The organism is Pseudoalteromonas sp. SR43-3, from assembly GCF_014163875.1.
Classification (GTDB): Bacteria; Pseudomonadota; Gammaproteobacteria; order Enterobacterales; family Alteromonadaceae; genus Pseudoalteromonas; species Pseudoalteromonas distincta.
Genome location: NZ_JACJEC010000010.1, coordinates 39,484 through 58,923, shown reverse-complemented (window position 1 = coordinate 58,923; position 19,440 = coordinate 39,484). Strand labels below are relative to the sequence as shown.

The window sequence follows — 19,440 nt, the reverse complement described above, 5'->3', positions numbered from 1 at the left end:
ATGAAATTAATAAAAAACTTAACTCTATCAGCATTTACACTCGCCTTATTAGCAGGGTGTAACTCTTCACCTAAACAAGGAAGTGCTACACAATCAGGGTTGGTTAGTAACAACGCCTCAAATACCGTAATAGCCAAAAGTGCTTATATATTTAATGACGCGGATATAGCTATACCTGCATATTTTGACACCCAAGGTCTAGAGCGTTGCACGTTTGATGCAAATACAGAAACAGATAGTTGTCCGCTTAAAAAACCAATCGTACGCATGTACTTTGATTTAGCTGGTGTAAATGGCAGTGGTATTGGTGTTGATGCTATGCGCGAGTTTGACAACCAAAACTTATTGCTAATGCTCGAAAATCAATTTGCAGGAATTAATCGCTTCAGGATAGTAACGCGTGATGATGATGCTATTTCAAAGGAACAACAATTAATTTTACAACAACAAGGAGTAGTTGCCGCTGCCAAGCGTGCAGAAGTTAAAGCGTTAATCCCCGATTTTGTAGTAAAAATAGACTCACTCAGAACATTAAAAACCGAAGGTTCAATTACCGATTGGGCCGACTATACATTAGAGTTGACAACAGGCGTTATAAATCCGCAAACACGTGAAAAACTATCGCACCCTAATTTAGGCAAAATTCGTGTTAAATCTGAAGATGTACGTGATCGCTCGGAGTTAAAATTTACGACTGTAAGCGGGCGCTACGTCGCAGGTTTTCACTTTGATCAAAGTGCTCATGTAAATGCAGTACTCAGTGATATGGGATCGCGTGGTATTGATATCTTGCTTACCCGTATGTTGAGTGAAATGCCTGCCACAGCGCAAGTTTTAGGTATTAAAGGGAACAAAATTAGTTTAGATAGAGGTCAAAATGCAGGCGTACTTCCTAACGAAACAATGATAGTTTTTAGCTATGAAGCAGGATTTGTTGAACCGATTGGCGTTGCGAATGTTAACCCTTCGCGTAGTAGTGCAAATGGAGAAATTATTCGTTGGAAAGACTCCGATGCAGCAGATGATGTTAAAAACAAAGCTGAAAATGGTATTTATCGACCGTCAAATGGTACAAAAATATTTGCTGTATCGGTCGGTACTCCCGCTGACTTTTTGGAGAGCCGTACATGATCAAAAAGCTTGGTTTATTAGCATTATGTTCCTTGAGTGCGCAAGCTCAAGTGAATGTATTGTCTGATGGTACACTGCAAACACAGTCATGTGCATATGGACGAGGTAGCACGGCTATCTCGGGTGCAAAAGCCCAAGCTAGTGCTGAGCTTATAAGTTTTATTAAAGGTAATAAAAGCTTAACAACCCAAAGTGCACAGCAACATTTAGCAACCAGTTTAGATGATGATGCCGCCAGCTTATATGAACAACAACGCACTATGATGATGGAAGGTTTGAGTGCTGGTGCCGTTCCTTTAAATTACTCAACGCCTACACTCAGTGGTAACGACACATGCATGACTGTAAGCCTTAACCCGCAAGAGTTAGGAGAGCCGCAAGAGCAAAGCTGGCAACAAACCACTCAAAATATTAGTGTGACAGTAATAGGCCAAGGCTGGAAAAAAGAAGGTAAAACAGCACTGACGATTGCAGAGCAAGATGCTTTGCAACGTGCTGTATCGCAAGTTGTAGGTGTGTGGCTTACTCAGCAGCATACGCAATCATCAAGTACAAGTATGAATATTGTTGACGGTAACGAATCAACAAACATGCAAGAGTTAATAGGGCAACAGCTTTCGAGTCATAGTGAAGGGCTTGTGAAAGAGTGGCAAACCCTGCAAACCAGAGAACTGCAAAATGGTGGTGTGGAAGTCACCGTTATGGCTGTTGTAGAAAAAGCACCACTTATTCAAAAAGCATCTAAATTACTAAGCATGATTGGTTCACCTAGAGTGCAGGTTATTGCGCCTGAACCATTAAAAACCGAACTAAAAGTTTGGTTAAACGAGCAAGGAATGGAAGTTGGTAACGCGGCTAGTTTAGTTATTTATGCAAAATCTGAAGTGATTAAGCGCGCTAACAACAGACAACTTTATTTAAGTGCTGACGTTAGAGATTTAGCTGGAAACACTTATGGTCAGTGGAAAAACGATCCTTCATTTATGTCGTTGCCTAATGCTCCTTACGTAGAAAAAGATTTAATGGCAGTACATTTGGCGAGCGAGTCACAATCAAAAGCGCTTCATAAAGCCCTTAATAATGCATTTACTCAAGTAGTTGCAAGAGGGGGCTTGGTTCGTGAAGTCATGTTGCCAAGCAATAAGCTAACGCAACCAGAAAAATTGCATGATGTGTTAAGTACGTTAGGTGGCGTAAGCGATATATCTATACATAAACAGCAAAAATATACCGTAGCAAGCCTGAGATTTAAAGGTAGCACCGGGGAGCTTGCTCATGCGCTTGATCAGGCGTTAATGACAATAACAGCAAAAAGCCTTTCAAAAATTACAGTCGAAGACGACTTTACACTCAGGTACAAATAAGGATAGATGATGAAATTAAAAATATTAACATTAGCAATGGTTTTAGCTATGCCTGCAATCGCAGAGGAAGAATTTAGCCTAACAGATATGATACCTGCTCGCCCAGGCGCGCAAGTAGTGGGTGCTGAACAAGCCCAAGTTTCTGGCGATGTAGTGGTTGCAAAAGATACAAGCGTTGCAGTTGCTGTTGCTCATCAGGCACTGATGGATGACAACGAAGACGGTATTAAAATGATTCAGGTTGGTAGTGGCACCGGTATTTTATCTATTGGTAGTGCTAGTTATAACACCTACGAAAATATGAATGCGACTTTGCTGTCTAAACGCGGTGCTTATAATCAAGCTTATTTAATTGCGAAAAAACAATTAATTGAAAATATGAAAGGTGTTGAACATCAATGTAGCAATGTAGTGTCTGCAAGAATGGATGTTATTGATACGGGCGTTGAAGGTACGGCAAACGAACAAACTAATATGATGGAGGCGTGTAAAGAGTCTGTATCGGGCTCGTTAGCGGGCTTTGTTACTTATGACGTCTACGACAACGTTGATGATAAAGGCGTACGTGTAAGCTTAATTTCAACGCCTAAAACACGTTCACAAATTAAAGGTAATCGTGGTGCCGTAGCGGTAACTACTGAACCGAATGTAATTTTCCAACAAGTAATCAGTGATGTTAAAAGTGGTGTTTTACCACCGGTTGGCGCCAAAGTACTTACTAACGCTGATACTGGCGAAGTTATCGTTTTAGGTTATGGCTCTGCAATTGCACGTCAAAATAGAAACAGCAATGTTGCTCGTAAGCTTAAAGGCGTTGCTAAATCGCAATCGCAAACACGTGCGCGTTCTGCGTTGCTTGCCACTATTCAAGGTGAAAAAGTGTATTGGAAAGGTAGTTTTGACGAAAAGCAAATGGAAGGTACTAAACAGTTTGAGTACGATGACCCATACTTAAATGATCCGCAACAAGTAGAAATTCTTGAAGAAGATCGCAGTACGTTTTTAAATCAATTAAAAACATCTGACGAGTATTCAACCGTTGCAAAAGGTAAATTACCACCTGGTGTAAGTGTTAAAAGTTTTGCAAGTGATGATGGATTTTGGCAGTACAGCGTAGCTGTTTATGCGCCAAGCTTAGAGGCAACGGCACGCAAAGCAGCTAAAGAGATGGAAGGTAATAATGGCCAAACTGTTAACGGTGTAAGTCACTACGGCCACAAAATAAAAGCACACGGTGGGTTAAACGAAAAAGCGGCTAACCCTCAAGGTGCATCAGGTAAAGTAGCGAGCGAAAAGGAACTTTAATGCTAGCACCTATTTTAGCGCTTTCGTTGGTGGCTTCGGCCACTTTCGACTCAGAGCAAACCATTGAACAACAAACTGCTTTTTTTAAAAGTCAGGCTAATGGTCAATACGCCCGAGTAATGGCGTTAAAATCGAGTGCAAAAAATGCGCTTGAGCAGGCATGTCGAAATGCATTGACCTTGCCTGATCGTCGTATTATTAAAAATACTTTAGCTAATAAGCTCAATATTACTTTGCCAGAGTCGGTAAGCTTTATTGACGCTGAAATTACGGACTATGAGCAAGAAAAACAGCAAGAATGGTTAACTTGTACTGGTGTTGTAACACCTGTCGCGCAAGATATTAACGAAGCTGGACTTGCCATTAGAGCGGCTTGGCAAGTTGGTAGCCAAAAAGATAAAGCAAACTTACGCCCTTTATTGCAAGTTGCATTGAATCACCCTACAACGATGTCTGATGCAGTAGCATTAGCAGCGGATCAATCGCCAGAGGAGCAACGTTTAAGCTATCTCGATAAATATTTAAAAGCGAGTGAGCTAAAACTCGACGAAGCGAGAGCCTCAGTTGCACAAACCTGGTTTGTTAATAAGCGCTATAAGCAAGTAATTTCGTTAACCCGGCGATGTGGAAGCATAGACTGTAAGCGTTTAAACTTAGCTGCTCAAACTGAGTTTGATAATCTATCTGCTGATGATTTAAGTAGTTATTTTTAATTTTATAGGGATATAAAAAATGCACTCAAAAGTTAAAATACTACTAAAAATTAGCGCTTTAGCTTGTTTAACTATGAGCTTAAATAGCTTAGCTCAAACAAGTGAAGAAGCCGAATTTGAGGCTTTTTTAAAAAAGCGTCAAAGTGAGTTTAGTCAGTACGAACAACAGCAAAAGCAAGAATTTGAAGCGTTTGTAAGTGCTTGGCATAATGCGCAAAATGCATATTTAGAACAAGTAACCCAAAAGTGGCAAGATCCAAACCTGCCAAGCTCAACAGTGTGGGTTAAATACAGTGATGATCTAAATAAACGCACGAGTGTAAATTTCGAAAGTGGTGAAGTCGTTGTTGAGTTATTAAACAGCCAAAACGACGAGCAAGCAGTTGAATATGCAAAGCAGCAATTAAATGAGCTTTCACAAGTAACGGTAAATAAAACACTTTCAAATGATCCCGTTTATATTGCGGCAAATAACACAATAAAAAGCAAAAACTTTACCTCAACGGGTAAGCCTTTAAATAAAAAAGTTGAGCAAAGTAAGTCACCAACAACGACTCAAGCTAAAAAAATAGTCGAGCAAACGGTGCTCTCTACAGAGATTGTAAAAGAGGTGCTCACTGCAAAGGCACCTGTAATAACTAAACAAAAAGACAGAGTAACAATTAGCTATAAATTGCCCGATAATACACTTTCGAACCAAGCAAAACGTTATCTACCAGAAGTCCAACAGCAAGCCAAGCGTTATAACTTAGATCCCGCACTGTTATTGGCAATTATACATACCGAATCGAGTTTTAATCCGCTTGCACGCTCGCCAATTCCTGCTTTTGGTTTAATGCAAATAGTGCCTACTTCAGCGGGTAAAGATGTGAGCAATTTTTTGCAAGGTAAACCGCTATTACTTAGCCCTGAGTACTTATTTCAGGCTGATAATAACGTAGAAGCAGGCAGCACTTATGTGCATATTTTAAGTAATCGTTACTTTAAAAATGTACGTAATGTGCAATCAAGAATTTACATGAGTATTGCCGCTTATAATACTGGCCCAGGTAACGTAGCCAAAACGCTGAGTGGCTCTAAATCACTGAACCAAGCAAGTATTGCAGCTAATGCAATGTCAGCTGAGAAGGTTTACACCCTAATGGTTAACAATTTACCTGCGCAAGAAACCCGTAACTATTTACAAAAAGTGGTAAAACGCACCGCTTATTATCAAAAGCAATTGAAAGGAATTTAAAATGAAAAAGTTATTACCTCTAATAGCCGCTTTAGCATTAGGTGCGTGTTCAAGCACTGAAAAAACACAGTCGGAGCCATTAGCAAAAAATGATTCAGTACCAAGTTGGGTGTTATTACCTGTGTCTGATAAAGGTTTAGCATCGTCGTCATGCGTACCTTGGTCAGGCAGTATGTCAACCGACAGAGCACAAGCAATTGCAGCTGCTCGCGCCGATTTATCTCAGCAAATACAGGTTAAAGCAAGCGTTATGGACAAGCTATACCAACGTAAAGCACAAAGTAATGATGAGCTAAACGTTGGTGGAACTTTTGAGCAAGTAAGTAAGCAAGTTGCACAGCAAAGCCTTGTGGGTGCTGTGCCACAAGAAGTTGCATTTGCTAAATTAGACGGGGTAAAGCAACTTTGTACATTCGTTGTAATGAGCAATACACAAGAAACATTTAATAACCTAGTAGCTCAATCTGGTAAGCGTCTAGATCCTAGTTCACGCGAAGCGCTTTACGAAGAGTTTAAAGCCCAAAAAGCGATGAAAGATCTTGAAAAAGAGCTAGATAGTTTAAATAAGTAATAAAAAATTCTATATTACTAGTTTAGTTTCTAACTCCGCTAAACTAGTATTCTTAAACGGAGTTATAAAGGACTAAAATGAAAGATATATTCTTTTTTGATTCAATGTTAACCCCAAAAATAATTACATTCGTTTACTGGTTAATTTTAATAGGTACTTTGATCTCAGGTGTAACAACAATGTTTGCTAAGTATGGTGGTGGTTTCATTAGTGGTTTGGCCATAATTGTTGGTGGGGCAATTGGTGCGCGCATCTGGTGTGAGCTATTAATTGTATTATTTAAAATTCATGAGAATCTTCAAAAAATAGCTAATAAATCAGAATAAATTTAAATACTCATAAAGTAGTGGTTGCATCGAGTGCTACCACTACTTTTAATCTTAGGCGGTCCAACCAATTTAAAGTAGTTGATATTATCAATTAATTTGCTATAGTTGATTTTGTCATCTACTTAACGCTTAAGGCATGCCCAAAAATGAGTACACCCGTATCAGCAAATCCAGTTATGGTTGAGCCTAAAAAAACACCTGTAATTTATAAAATACTGGTTATGGTTAGTATTATCACTCTAATCGGCGGTACTCTAACTGGCATTATGACTTATGTGAATGTGGGTGTTACAGAGCATTTTTATGCCGACTGGTTTACCTCATTTATAAGTGCAGTATTGGTTATGGCGCCTGTTGGTTTTGTAATGATGACCTTAATGCATAAGCTAGTTAATAAGTTATTGCCTACTAGTAGCGAGCTAAAACGTAATTTAGTGATTAGTGTTTTTATGGCGCTGATAATGGAGTCGGTGATGGCGTTTGTTACCGCTACTAATAATATTGGCTATGCAGATATGCGTGTATTTGTAACTGGATGGGCTGAAGGGTTATTAGCCGCATTACCAATAGGTTTAACTATAATGCTGATAATGTCGGTTACGGTAAAACCTAAAATAGAACGCTTTTTAAAGAGCTAACACTTTGAGCGATAACGTATTAAAGCAAATAATTTAATACGTTTATAGTGGGCAGATGCATGAAGTAATTAGTTACTTAATTGAGTTTTCTACCGGGCAGCCTTGTTTACGGCATACACCTTCGTTACATAATTTGCATATTTTACGTGCTTCTACCTGCTCGCTTGTTAGGCTGCCAAGTGCTACTTCTATCAAACTTAAAAAACTTTGTTTTTGTTCATCATTAAAGTTGTTTAGTATTTTAGAGGTGGCTGTTTCTCTGCTGCCTAGTACTAGTTCAACCCTTTTACTTCCTTTATCCGTTACGCATAAAACAACAGAGCGGGCATCTTTTACTGACTTTCGCCTTTCTACAAGTTCTTCTTTTTCAAGTGTATTTATTAATCTAACTGCACCAGAATGCGTTAAGCCTAAAACCTTGCTTAGTACATCAATGGTTTCATTCGGATGATTGTAAATAGTGACCAGTGCCGCTTCGTGGCTTAGGCTTCGCCCGCCTAATTCAGCAATCTGTTTTTCAACGTCATTAGAAACAGAAGTAGCAAACGTGCCGATTAAATTTAATATATATTTTTCATTTTTCATAAATTTAATTATATGTGATTCGATCATATAAATATAGTGACAAATTAAGCGCTCTCATTTATTGTGTGACTCAGTCATGTATATTAACTCGAAATTAGTTAATCTACTTCGAATATTACACAAATTAGATGAGCGAGGATTTACCGCCAGCTCATCAGTTAAATAAAGCGATATAATTAAATGAAAAATGATTCAGAAACATTACGTTATACAAAAAAGTTTAAAACAGTATTAGATAAAAAATGGCCTACATAGATGAAGGAGAAGGTGATCCTATTGTATTTTTACATGGTAACCCTACATCTAGCTTTCTTTGGCGAAACGTTATGCCCTATTTGCAAGGAAAAGGGCGTTTAATTGCTATTGATATGATTGGATTAGGAGATTCGCAAAAGTTAGATAACACCCATGAGGGCAGCTACTCACTTGCTGAAAACAGCAAATACACATTTGCACTTTTAGAAGCGTTGGGTGTAAATAATAACGTTACCTTGGTGCTACACGATTGGGGTTCAGGCGTTGGTTTTAACTGGGCTAATATACATCGTGATGCAGTAAAAGCAATTGCGTTTATGGAAGCAATTGTTACTGACTTTCCAACATGGGACGATTTTCCTAAAGATTTGCACGGCCCTATTGGCACTATGCGCTCAGCTGAGGGTGAAAAAATGGTGCTTGATGACAACTTTTTTATTGAAACAATATTACCAGCGACCATTGCACGCAAATTAACGCAGGCAGAGCATGATGAGTATCGCAGACCCTTTATTAATTCAGGGGAAGATCGCCGTGCAATTTTAGCAGGGCCTCGCCAACTGCCCATTGCTGGAGAGCCTGCCGATACCGTGGCTTCAGTAAAAAGCTATGCGAGTTTTTTAGCTAACTCTCACGATATTCCAAAGCTATTTATTAATGCTGAACCGGGTGCTTTTTTAGTTGGTTACGCAAGAGACTTTGTGCGCACATGGCCAAACCTAACTGAGGTAACCGTAAGCGGTATTCACTATATTCAAGAAGATTCGCCGCACGAAATAGGTAAGGCTATTTCTGATTGGTTACCAAGATAAAAACGGGATGTATTAGTAAACCTGAACTTTGGATAATTAATCTATCTCAAGCCGTTATTTTCAGCGTTAACTACCATATATAGGTGACGCTTTTATACAACTAAAAGCGTCACCCATTAACTATTTAAGTAAAAATGGTGCGGTTTTACTCGCCTTTACGCTTGCCACTTTTTCGGGTGAACCTTGCGCTACAATTAAGCCGCCTTCTTCGCCAGCACCGGGTCCTACATCAATAACCCAGTCACTATTGCGGGCTACTTGCATATCGTGTTCAACCATAATGACGGTATTGCCAGCATCAACTAATTTATTTAACTGCGCCATTAACATTGATACATCCGATGGATGCAGGCCTGTAGTTGGCTCATCAAGAATATAAAGGGTGTTACCGCGCTGCGTACGTTGTAGTTCAGTTGCTAATTTAATACGCTGCGCTTCACCGCCCGAAAGCTCAGTGGCAGGTTGCCCTAAACGTAAATACCCAAGACCAACTTGCATAAGTGCATCGAGTGCTCGCAGTATTGCAGGTTCATTTTCAAAAAAGGTATGCGCCGATTCAACCGTTAAATTGAGGATATCGCTTATGTCTTTATCACGATATGTAACCTCAAGTGTTTGCTCGTTATAACGTTTGCCATGACACACTTGGCAAGGTGAATAAACACTAGGTAAAAACAGTAGCTCTATACTCACAAAGCCAACGCCCTCACAGTTTTTACAGCGACCTTTAGCAACATTAAACGAAAAGCGACCGGCATCGTAACGGCGCTCTTTCGCTTTTTGGGTAGAAGCAAATAGTTTACGCACATGATCAAATAAACCCGTATAGGTAGCTAAGTTTGAACGAGGGGTACGGCCAATCGCTTTTTGATTTACGGTAATCAGGCGGCTTATATTATTTATACCTTCAATGATTTTTCCGCTGGTGTGTGTTTGCAGCTCTTGTTCGAGTAAGTCGGCTTCGTCGGTTGGCGCTTCCGTTATTATTTTTTGCCCAAGTGCTTCGTAAACAAGTTCTACTAACGCTTGGCTTACTAAACTTGATTTACCAGAGCCCGAAACACCAGTAACGGTTGTCATAACACCTAGTGGAAATTCTGCATTGAGTTTTTTAAGATTGTTACGCTCAATATCTGCCAATTTTAACCACGCTTTTGGCTGCCTTTGCTCCTTTTTTTGAGCGCTATTTTGAGTAGATTTTTGACTGGCGTCTTTAGCAAAAAGGTGGCGACCGGTGTGCGAATTTTTTATTTTTCTTAGCCCTTCAACAGGGCCGCTGTAAATAATGTTGCCACCATGGACACCTGCATCAGGGCCTACATCAACAATCCAATCGGCATGTTTAACAACGCTAACATCGTGTTCAACAACAAATACAGAATTGCCAGCCGCTATTAGCTCATCAAGCGCTTTTAAAAGTGCTTGAGTGTCTGCAGGGTGTAAACCCGCTGAAGGTTCATCTAACACGTAAACTACCCCAAATAATTTAGAGCGAATTTGTGTGGCAAGTCGCAACCGTTGTAGCTCTCCGGGTGAGAGCGTTGGCGTTGTACGCTCAAGCGACAAGTATCCTAAACCAAGCATGGTTAGTGCTTCAATACGGGTGAGTATATCGCTGGCAATGCGCTGCGTAACAATGGCTTGCTCTGGATTTTTTGTATTTTTATTTACTTTGGTATTGGCGGCGTTACTTAGTTTTTTAGCAAGCTCGTTTAATGTAAGTTGAGATAGCTCGCCAATATCAAGCCCTGCAAATTTAACACTTAACGATGCTTGTTTTAATTTTTTACCTTGGCAAGTAGGGCACTGCGATATTTGCATAAGCTGTGATACGCGCTTTTTAGTACGCGGGCTTTGGGTAGTAGCAAAAGACTGTAAAACAAAGCGTTTAGCGCTTGAAAAAGTTCCCATGTAGCTTGGATCTTCGTTATTTTTTATCGCATTTTGTGTTTGCTCATAGGTGTAATCTGGGTATACCGGCACACTAGGTGTTTCGTCGGTAAATAAAATCCAATCCCGTGCTTTTTTAGAAAGTTTGTTCCAAGGTGTGTCTATGTCATAACCAAGCGAGGTAAGTATACGGCTTAGGTTTTTACCTTGCCATGCTGGTGGCCACGCTTCAATGGCGCGCTGGCGAATAGTTTTTGTATCATCTGGCACAAGTAGCTTTTCGGTTACTTCAAACACTCGGCCTATTCCTGAGCATTCTGGGCACGCACCTTGTGGCGTATTCGGCGAAAACGCATCGGCGTAAAGTATGCCTTGCCCTTTGGGGTATTCGCCAGCACGAGAGTAAAGCATGCGTAGCGCGTTAGAAATAGTTGTTATGCTGCCAACTGATGAGCGAACCGACGGTGCGCCGCGTTGCTGCTGCAAAGCAACGGCAGGCGGTAGCCCTTCAATAGAATCAACATCGGGCTCATCAACTTGATCTATCAACCTTCGGGCGTACGGCGATACTGAATCAAGGTAACGGTGCTGCGACTCAGCAAACAGCGTTCCAAACGCAAGCGACGACTTTCCAGAGCCCGATATTCCTGTAAAAACAACCAATGCGTTACGAGGTAAATCAACGTCTACATTTTTTAAGTTGTGAACGCGCGCCCCTCTTACTTGAATGCTGTTACTGGGATCAGATAAATCCGTTGTTGAGTTTTTATGTGTGCTTGCCATACGTTTATACTCCTGTTTAATCGCGCTTTTTACTTTAAGTTAGCTTTTAATTATTTACTCTTATCACTAGTTATTACCTCAAAGTAGCGCAAGCACACTGAATGAGCGCTTAGTCTGTAGTGGCGCAGCCAAAGCGCTGGATAAAATTGTGATAATTGTTTGTTTACATAATAGGTATGGAATGCGAATATAATTTAAACAGTTATTGTTATGTAATTTATTAGGTAATTTACTAGGTATTTTACTAGGTATTTTACTAGGTAATAAAAAGGAACTCACAGTGAAGAAAGCCTTAGTGATCATTTTATTGGTGCTTTCGTGGGCAAGCCAAGCCTACTCTATCAAAGCGCTAAATGTTGACCGTGCAGTACCAAATAGCATGCACTTATCGTTTGCAAACGATAGCAACATAACCCCTAAAAAAGGGGATTTTAAAATCGTTAATTATGTATTAATGAGCAATGAAGAGGGCGAACGCTGGGCTGTTATAACGCTAATTAACTTATCGTCGGGCAATCGAGAATTAGGCGAGGAGCACTTACTTGCACTTTTTGCTGACGGCAGCCGATTTATGCCAATGGAATTTAAACTCGGTTTTAAAGGCAACGAAACACAATCGGTAACTGTATCGTTTGCCGATTATAAATTCCCTATTTTAAGTGTGTATTCGAGTAACGACCAGTAGCATATTGGATAAGTTAAATATGCAGCAATTGCTTTAACTTATCTGCGCCGGCTCTGCTGGTGCTTAGTTCAGATTTAATATCGTCATTTACAATCACCATAAGTTTGCCATTAAACCAGCGCTGTATTTCTTTAATGTGGTCAATATTAACCAAATAACTGCGGTGGATTCGTACAAAGTTATGTGCAGCTAAAGCATGCTCAAGCTGATCAAGTGTATCGCTTAAATGATGAAATGTATCGCCATTCCACGCCAAACTATTGCCCTGCTCCGATTTAATAAATTTAATATTACTAGGGGAGAGTAAAAATATCCGCTCACCGTTTTTACTAATGAGTTTATTTATAGTGTTTTTGGTTAATGTAAACGTTTGCTCGTTGGGTTCGTGATTGACTAGGGTATGTGCACGTTGTTGCTCTAGTTGCTGCTGCGCTTTGGCGAGAGCTTTTTTTAGCCTAGCAATAGGAAAAGGTTTGAGTAAGTAGTCAGTTGAGGCGTGCTCAAAAGCTTCAATAGCAAATTGGTCATACGCGGTTGTGTAAATAATAATGGGCTGGTAGTTAAGTAAATCAATAAGCTCAAGACCGTTAATTTCAGGCATTTGAATATCAAGTAATACCACATCAGGGGTCAACTCATTGATTAATGTAATAGCCTCTTTGCCATTTGTAGCCATAGCCACCAATTCAACATGCTCCATTAAACTTAATTGATGGCTTAATTTTTCGCGAGCGGGAAGCTCGTCATCGGCAAATAATACGCGCATTTTAGTAATAGTATGTTGCTGGTTTTTGCTGTTCATAGTGCTAGCTCCAACGTAACCACTGCACCATTATTATTGCTCAGTAGTACCTTACTTTTACCAAGTTGTTTGACGCGCTTGAGTATGTTTTTCATCCCTACACCATTGCCATGCCCGTGCTTTATTACATCGCTCGAAAAACCCTTACCATTATCGCTAATTTGTATTTTAACGCCGTTTGGAAGCTCACTCAGGGTTATATTAAGTATTAGCGAAGTTTGGTTGGCGTTGTGTTTAATGGCGTTTTCAATAATTGGCTGAATAAGTAGCGGTGGTAGCGATATGTCTTTAAGCCTATTGGGAATATGGTAATTAACCTGAAGTTTATCGCCAAAGCGTGCTTTTTCAATATTTAAGTATTTTTCTATTATTGTAAGCTCTTGCTGTAAAGGTATTTGCTGTTGCTCGGCGGTATCAAGGGAGTACCTTAAAATATCAGCAAGTTCATGCAGTACTTCATCGGCTAAATCAGGGTTTGTATGAATATAGGCCGAAATTGTATTTAAGCTATTAAACATAAAGTGAGGGTTTAGTTGATATCGTAATGTAGCAAGTTGGGCTTGTTTAAGTGCGTGTTTTTCGGCTGTTGCGCGTTTTTTATTTTCAATAAAAATACTGGTAAAGTAAATACACGATCCCCAAAGTAAGCCGTTAAATACAACAAATACTCCCATCGATTTATGCCCATCAAAAAGCTGTGTGAGTAATATATCGGTAAGCACATTACCAAGTGCCATAAATACAACTGCAATTAACCATTCAAATGCTATTTTGTTAATGTGTTTATTGCGAAGGTAAAAAATAACCGCTGCCGCACTCCAAACAGGAACCCAGTAAAAAGTAACGAACCACACAGTTGCAGCGAGTGCACTACCAGTAGTAAAGGGTGCGGAGTTCGCGATTATTAGCCCAAGGGCATAAGCAATATCTACAATAAGTAGAGTAAAAAAGCTGTATTTATAAAATGGATGTTTGAGCATAGTATGTGCTTCTTTTTGTAAGTGATTAAACCATAACAAAAAACAGTCAAAACCCAAATGATTTTGTGTTTTGACTGCTACTCATTTAAAAGTAAGTTAGCTCTTTGATTTGTAGTGTGTTTTTTAATAGCTCATTGCTTGCGCCTGGCATTTTACGCCACATTAAGTTAACCCCAGTTAATTCTGTTGCCGACCACGTAACTGGGCTACCAAAACCAAATTGTTTAAGTGTAGTGAAGGGAATATCAAGCGCGGTCCATTCATCGCGCGGCTTTAAAAGTACACTAAAGTGATCCCAATCCTTTACATCACTATGATAAACAGACAAAGCAAAAGGCGTGGTAGACCCTTTATACGTTAAGCGCACACCTTTAAATGCTGAAGCATCAGCCGGTGATGTAAATTTTATTTCAGCGCCTGCCCACGCGCCAAAGCTTGTTGGCTTTGTAATGGTTGTATCTATAGTTAAGCTATTTTTATGCGTGGTAAGCGTTGCCACAGACTGACCACCCATTACCGAGTCGCTTAAGGCTTGCCATGGTGTATCACCGGTAAAATCATCAATAACATGCTGCGCTTGGCTGCTTTTAATTACTTCATTACAAGTGGGGCCTTGTGGCTTTATGGCTTTGTTTTGAGCAATAAGCGCTGGGCGGTTTACTTGTATACCTGCTTTATAAACCTCTGAGATTGTGTGAATATGGTTTATATCATCAAGTGGGTTTTGCTTAAGCAGTATAAAGCTTGCCTCAAAGCCTTTAGCAAGCTTACCAATACTATCTGCTTTATTGATCGCTTGTGCGCCGTTAACCGTTGCCGCATTAATTATTTCACCATTAGTTAGGCCCGCTTTTTTAAGTGCATCTAACTCGTTATGTAACCCTGTTCCATGGATTGTGTATGGGTTTCCGGCATCAGAGCCGGTGCCTATAGTGATATTAGCTTTATGTAACTTTTGAATATTTGCATAAGCGGTTTTACGTTTACTCCATGCGTGTTCTTTCCATTTTGAAGGCGCAGGCACATTTTCAAACAAGCACTCTTGAAGCTTTTCGGGAATGGTTTTTAGTAACTCGTTTTGTGAGCTAATAGTATGGTTATGCTTTTCATCGCTATGGTTGTGGTACACCGCAAGGGTAGGAATGTAGGTTACATTATGCTGTTTCATTAGCGTAATAAACTCATCATCTATCGCTTCGCTATTAATACCGTGGGCTAAAGCCGTTGCACCGGCCTTAATAGCGCGTTTGCCATCATCTAGTGTAGAAACATGCACAAAATACGGTAAATTAGCCGCTTTAGAGCGCTTACCAAGATCGCTTAATTGGCTATCAGTCAACGATTTACCCACACCGCCAAAGGTTTCAATAACCGCTTTAGTTACATGGGGCTGGGTGCTTATATGTTTTTTCCATAGCGCTGCTATGTCTTCATTTTTGGCAATTTCGTAAGCGTTGCCACCAAACTGCGTGCCATGCCCGCCAGGGTTGGTAAACAATGTACCTGCATAAAAAAGGTTAGGGGTTAGTTGGGCTTCTTCTAATTGAGCGGCTTCGTTTAGGGTTTGCTCAAACGAAAACAAATCAACAATGTTAGTTACGCCTAAATACAAATTAGAATTAAAGTGCGATTTAACCGGCAAATACTGAAACTCAGAAAAGTTACTGCCTGATGAACCCAAATGTACATGTAAATCAATTAAACCTGGTATTGCATATTGGTTGTTGGCATCAATAGTTTTATCGGCGTTTTGTAGTGGGTCGGTCGCTTTGGCAACGTTTACAATTTTACCATCGTCAATATAAAGCGAACTCGGCGCAGAAAAGCTTTGCGAATTACTTTGGTATACACGAATATTGTCGACTCGCAGGTCAATGGCATGCGCACTAAAGTGGCTTGTTAAACTCAGTGCTATAACTGTTTTTGTAATAATGTTCATGACTATATTCCTTATCAAAATAGGTATTTGGCGTTTTGTTGATAATGAATTTAGCGAGTTTTTTAACCTGCTTCATTAATGTTTATCTGAATCGACATTATTTACCGTTGAACCGACACTAAAGTAAATAAACGTAGTGGTGCGCCCAGATTAACTGAACTAAATATTATGAATTAGCGATAGATCCCTTCGGCGGGTATGCCTATTTTAAAACAGGGTTTTAAAATTTAATCTTGTTTGAATGACTTTTAAAGGCGGCTAGGAGCGATTAACAGCCGCTCAAGCATCTTGTAATTGGAATCCATTTTTCTCTATAGCTGACGTTCGAACCTGCTTTACTAAAGCTAACTATTAGCCGAAAGCTGACATTAGTTTTTGTAAAAGAATAAACAGATTATTGGTAATTCAAACCAATATATACTGCATGTTTGAGGGGCTAGTGTAAGCTCGTTGCTGCCTTTGAACTTCCATCACTTGATGTTCATTTGAGCCTAAAGCAGTCAGTAATGAATTCGGTTTCAAGATCACTTTGTGAGTATAGAAGACGCTAGCATTTAATTTTTACACAGATTTCTAATGAATTAATCATGTCAAATTACTGAAAATTATCAATAATAATGTAAATTAACAACTTAAATCGAGCAACCGTTAGCCAACAAAATTGACCCATTCCTAACATTCTTTTTTTGAGGTGGTTTAACTATGGATGCCCTAGTTATGCTATAGGTGATTTTAGCAATTAAACACTAAACTCTTCCCTAAACGAGTGACAAAATTGGATCAAACGGGCACCTTTTAAGCTTTTGGGCTGGAAGACCTGTCTGATGGGGAAATTTTGCCATAGATTGACAGCTTAGTTATATTTAGGATGTCTGATTTGGTTCGACTCTCAAAATGAAAAACTAACTTGCTAGCACCAAATAAAATGTTTAAATTTAGCTGTTTAGCCTAATTGCAACCGCTGGTTGACAAATTAACAACTTGACTTGCTGGTCTGCAACTACCTGACTTTCTATGCTTACCGCTCAACAACAAATGAAGGAATGAACTTTATGATTTTAGCAGAAAAGATTGTCAGATTAAGAAAACAAGTTGGTTGGTCGCAGGAAGAATTGGCTGGAAAGATGAATGTTTCTAGGCAGTCAGTGTCTAAGTGGGAAAGTACTAATAGCATACCTGATTTAAATAGGATAATTATGTTGGCGGAGCTTTTTGACGTATCTACTGACTTTCTACTAAGAGATGAGAATGAAGCTTTTGATTCTCATGATGAAAATAAAAAGCCTGATATCATTCAAATTAGTTTAGAACAAGCAGCAAAATATATTGAAAATAAGATGGAAGTGTCAGCCTTAATCACTAAAGGAGTTATACTTTGTTTATGCTCAGTAGTACCTTTGTTTTTCTTCTTGGCAATGGCTGAAACCAATCGATTGAACCTGACAGGCAATATCGCAGCAGCGATAGGAGTTGTGTGTATTGTAGTTATGGTCTCTATGGGAATAAATTTTTTTCTCAGAGCCAACCAATATGAAAGCGATATAGCGGTAATAGATAATGAAGCATTTGAATTAGCCTATGGTGTACATGGTGTTTTCAATGAAAAATTAACAAAGTTCAGACCTACCTATAATCGAAGATTATCGTTGGGTATATTTATGTTCATTATCAGTTTTGCACCTCTTATGTTTGCTAGTATGCTTTTCAGAGGCCCAAGTATAACTCTAATGATGCTAATTGTACTTATGCTCATCATAGCCGCTGGGATATACATTGTGTCTCCTGTTGCGGCTAAATACGAGGCTTATAACAATATTCTAAAAGATGGGCCTCTAGATACCGTAAAGAGTAGACGTGTAAAACGTGCTGAAAAACTCGCTGCATTCTACTGGCCTTTGCTAATCGCTATCTTTCTTGGTTGGAGCTTATGGACTATGGATTGGGGCGTAACTTGGATAATTTGGCCTGTAGGGGCTGTACTTTTCGCTGCACTGGTTGGATTAATGGAGTTGCTGGATAAAGAAGAGTGATGAACATGATATGCATCTTTATCAGCGATACAAAAACCTAATCTTAACCAGTAACTTTCTAATATGGCAGAGATTAGGGGGGATACAAATAAGTCATCTAAATATAAATACTTGAACAACCGCTATGCTGGCATTTACGATCATCAATCTAGACCTAAATTCAAATACTATAAATGGCACTTTAGCGAAGTTCGGCTGTGAGCGTGAGGCAGACTGTGAGAAATTATGATGTATGAAGTCAATACTCGTCTCCTTGGTTATTACATTTTATGAACGTTCTTTATGAACGTTCGTTATGAACGTTCGTTACGAGCGTTCATATTTTTTACTTTATATAAATGAATTATACCCTTTGGTAAGCTTTTAAAAGCATTGTCAATGCTCTTAAGCTACATAGATTTAATAGGTACTCTTAATTGCTTTTGAGGTTTGATGGTTTGCATTAATAGGCATAGTGATACCAAAGCCACACCTATCCAACCAATTATCTTAAACCTTTCACCAATAACGAAAACGGCTAAAACAGTTGCAACTAATGGTTCTATTAAGGTAATTAATGTTGCTTTACTTGCATTTATATAATTCAAGCCAAAACCAAATAATAAGTATCCTAAAAACATTGGAATTACTGCCATATACAAAGATACCAATGCATTGGTTGCGCTTGAAAATAAGTTATCACCTGTAAACCATAATGAAGGGAGTAACAATAAAGCAGCACAACCAAACAGTCCTGACATTGACGATTTCGAATGAACTCCACTTTCAATTAAACTCCTTGCTGCCCATGAATAACCTGCATAGGTTAATCCAGCAATACACCCCAAAAGAATACCCAGGCTCTGTTGATTAATACTGTATGAAGGATCATTACTCTGATCTCTACCTAACGTTAATAAAGTAATACCTATAGCTCCAATAACAAAACTCAGTACCCATTCCAGTGATATATTTTTTTTACTAATTAGGCTTTCAAGGATTGCAGCAAAAAAAGGTGCCGTAGCAATTGAAACTACAGTGCCAATTGCAACACCTGATAAACGCATTGAAGTATAAAATGCTAATGGATAAATAGCGACAGAAGCGGCACCTAAAAGTAATACCTTAGGCTGTGAAATCATGAGCTTATAATCTATAAATAACGTTTTTCGTGCTGTAATAACAAGTAGCATTCCCCCTATTCCCATAGAGAATGCACCAATTGCAAACGAACTCACATCAGGGGAATAGCTTGCTGCGGTGCCTGTTGTTCCCCACAAAAAACTAGCAATAATGATAGCAATTACACCTTTAAAACTTCCGTGATGACTTTGCATAGTGAAACCTGTTTTTTATTATTTCAATACAGAAATTGTATGCTAATGATGAAAGGAGTTTTTAACAATTAAGAC

17 protein-coding genes are annotated in these 19,440 nt (G+C 39.2%); 11 read left to right on the top strand and 6 right to left on the bottom strand.

Going from position 1 to position 19,440, the window contains the following annotated elements; translation table 11 throughout:
- From H5088_RS12755 to H5088_RS12720, 8 genes are all read left to right on the top strand, one after another.
- Window positions 1–1,131, top strand: coding sequence for a hypothetical protein (locus H5088_RS12755; RefSeq protein WP_182753114.1), 1,131 nt, complete (start codon window positions 1–3; stop codon window positions 1,129–1,131).
- Window positions 1,128–2,495 (top strand): hypothetical protein, encoded by a 1,368-nt coding sequence (locus tag H5088_RS12750; RefSeq protein WP_182753112.1) that lies wholly within the window; start codon window positions 1,128–1,130, stop codon window positions 2,493–2,495. Before H5088_RS12755 ends, H5088_RS12750 begins: the two co-directional genes overlap by 4 nt.
- 9 nt (window positions 2,496–2,504) lie before the next feature.
- Window positions 2,505–3,800 (top strand): hypothetical protein, encoded by a 1,296-nt coding sequence (locus H5088_RS12745; protein WP_182753109.1) that lies wholly within the window; start codon window positions 2,505–2,507, stop codon window positions 3,798–3,800.
- Window positions 3,800–4,513, top strand: coding sequence for a hypothetical protein (locus H5088_RS12740; RefSeq protein WP_182753107.1), 714 nt, complete (start codon window positions 3,800–3,802; stop codon window positions 4,511–4,513). Before H5088_RS12745 ends, H5088_RS12740 begins: the two co-directional genes overlap by 1 nt.
- Window positions 4,514–4,532: 19 nt before the next feature.
- Window positions 4,533–5,750 (top strand): murein transglycosylase domain-containing protein, encoded by a 1,218-nt coding sequence (locus tag H5088_RS12735; RefSeq protein ID WP_182753105.1) that lies wholly within the window; start codon window positions 4,533–4,535, stop codon window positions 5,748–5,750.
- A 1-nt stretch (window position 5,751) separates the two neighbouring features.
- A complete protein-coding gene (locus H5088_RS12730; RefSeq protein ID WP_002960153.1) occupies window positions 5,752–6,321 on the top strand; it encodes a hypothetical protein in 570 nt (189 codons plus the stop codon).
- A 77-nt stretch (window positions 6,322–6,398) separates the two neighbouring features.
- Window positions 6,399–6,647, top strand: a complete 249-nt coding sequence (locus tag H5088_RS12725) for a DUF4282 domain-containing protein (protein ID WP_002960155.1) — start codon at window positions 6,399–6,401, stop codon at window positions 6,645–6,647.
- Window positions 6,648–6,796: 149 nt separating this feature from the next.
- Window positions 6,797–7,288, top strand: a complete 492-nt coding sequence (locus tag H5088_RS12720) for a DUF2798 domain-containing protein (RefSeq protein WP_024592896.1) — start codon at window positions 6,797–6,799, stop codon at window positions 7,286–7,288.
- A gap of 72 nt (window positions 7,289–7,360) precedes the next feature.
- On the opposite strand, the gene H5088_RS12715 is transcribed toward H5088_RS12720, so the two are convergent.
- Window positions 7,361–7,873 (bottom strand): MarR family winged helix-turn-helix transcriptional regulator, encoded by a 513-nt coding sequence (locus H5088_RS12715; RefSeq protein ID WP_182753103.1) that lies wholly within the window; start codon window positions 7,871–7,873, stop codon window positions 7,361–7,363.
- Window positions 7,874–8,115: 242 nt separating this feature from the next.
- Between H5088_RS12715 and H5088_RS12710 the strand changes: the two genes are divergently transcribed.
- The gene (locus H5088_RS12710; RefSeq protein ID WP_259398110.1) at window positions 8,116–8,940 is read left to right on the top strand and encodes a haloalkane dehalogenase; all 825 of its coding nucleotides are present in this window, start codon (window positions 8,116–8,118) and stop codon (window positions 8,938–8,940) included.
- Between the two features lie 120 nt (window positions 8,941–9,060).
- Here the strand turns inward: H5088_RS12710 and uvrA are convergent, their stop codons facing one another.
- Window positions 9,061–11,613 (bottom strand): excinuclease ABC subunit UvrA, encoded by a 2,553-nt coding sequence (uvrA, locus tag H5088_RS12705; protein ID WP_182753101.1) that lies wholly within the window; start codon window positions 11,611–11,613, stop codon window positions 9,061–9,063.
- Between the two features lie 280 nt (window positions 11,614–11,893).
- Between uvrA and H5088_RS12700 the strand changes: the two genes are divergently transcribed.
- Complete coding sequence (locus tag H5088_RS12700; RefSeq protein WP_182753099.1) at window positions 11,894–12,298, top strand: hypothetical protein; 405 nt, start codon at window positions 11,894–11,896, stop codon at window positions 12,296–12,298.
- 13 nt (window positions 12,299–12,311) lie between these two features.
- Here the strand turns inward: H5088_RS12700 and H5088_RS12695 are convergent, their stop codons facing one another.
- The 3 genes from H5088_RS12695 to H5088_RS12685 are packed head-to-tail and all read right to left on the bottom strand — an operon-like array spanning window position 12,312 to window position 16,019.
- Complete coding sequence (locus tag H5088_RS12695) at window positions 12,312–13,100, bottom strand: LytTR family DNA-binding domain-containing protein (RefSeq protein WP_024597345.1); 789 nt, start codon at window positions 13,098–13,100, stop codon at window positions 12,312–12,314.
- Window positions 13,097–14,137 carry a sensor histidine kinase gene (locus H5088_RS12690; protein WP_182724058.1) on the bottom strand — a complete coding sequence of 347 codons (1,041 nt, stop codon included), beginning with the start codon at window positions 14,135–14,137 and terminating at the stop codon, window positions 13,097–13,099. The genes H5088_RS12695 and H5088_RS12690 overlap by 4 nt, the downstream gene beginning before the upstream one ends.
- A gap of 28 nt (window positions 14,138–14,165) precedes the next feature.
- Complete coding sequence (locus tag H5088_RS12685) at window positions 14,166–16,019, bottom strand: CIA30 family protein (protein ID WP_182753097.1); 1,854 nt, start codon at window positions 16,017–16,019, stop codon at window positions 14,166–14,168.
- A gap of 1,052 nt (window positions 16,020–17,071) precedes the next feature.
- Between H5088_RS12685 and H5088_RS12680 the strand changes: the two genes are divergently transcribed.
- Window positions 17,072–18,049: a helix-turn-helix domain-containing protein gene (locus tag H5088_RS12680; protein WP_182753095.1), complete on the top strand. Its 978-nt coding sequence runs from the start codon at window positions 17,072–17,074 to the stop codon at window positions 18,047–18,049.
- A gap of 389 nt (window positions 18,050–18,438) precedes the next feature.
- Here the strand turns inward: H5088_RS12680 and H5088_RS12675 are convergent, their stop codons facing one another.
- Entirely contained in the window at window positions 18,439–19,365 is a 927-nt protein-coding gene (locus H5088_RS12675) for a DMT family transporter (protein ID WP_182753093.1), read from the bottom strand.
- Between the last annotated feature and the right edge of the window lie 75 nt (window positions 19,366–19,440).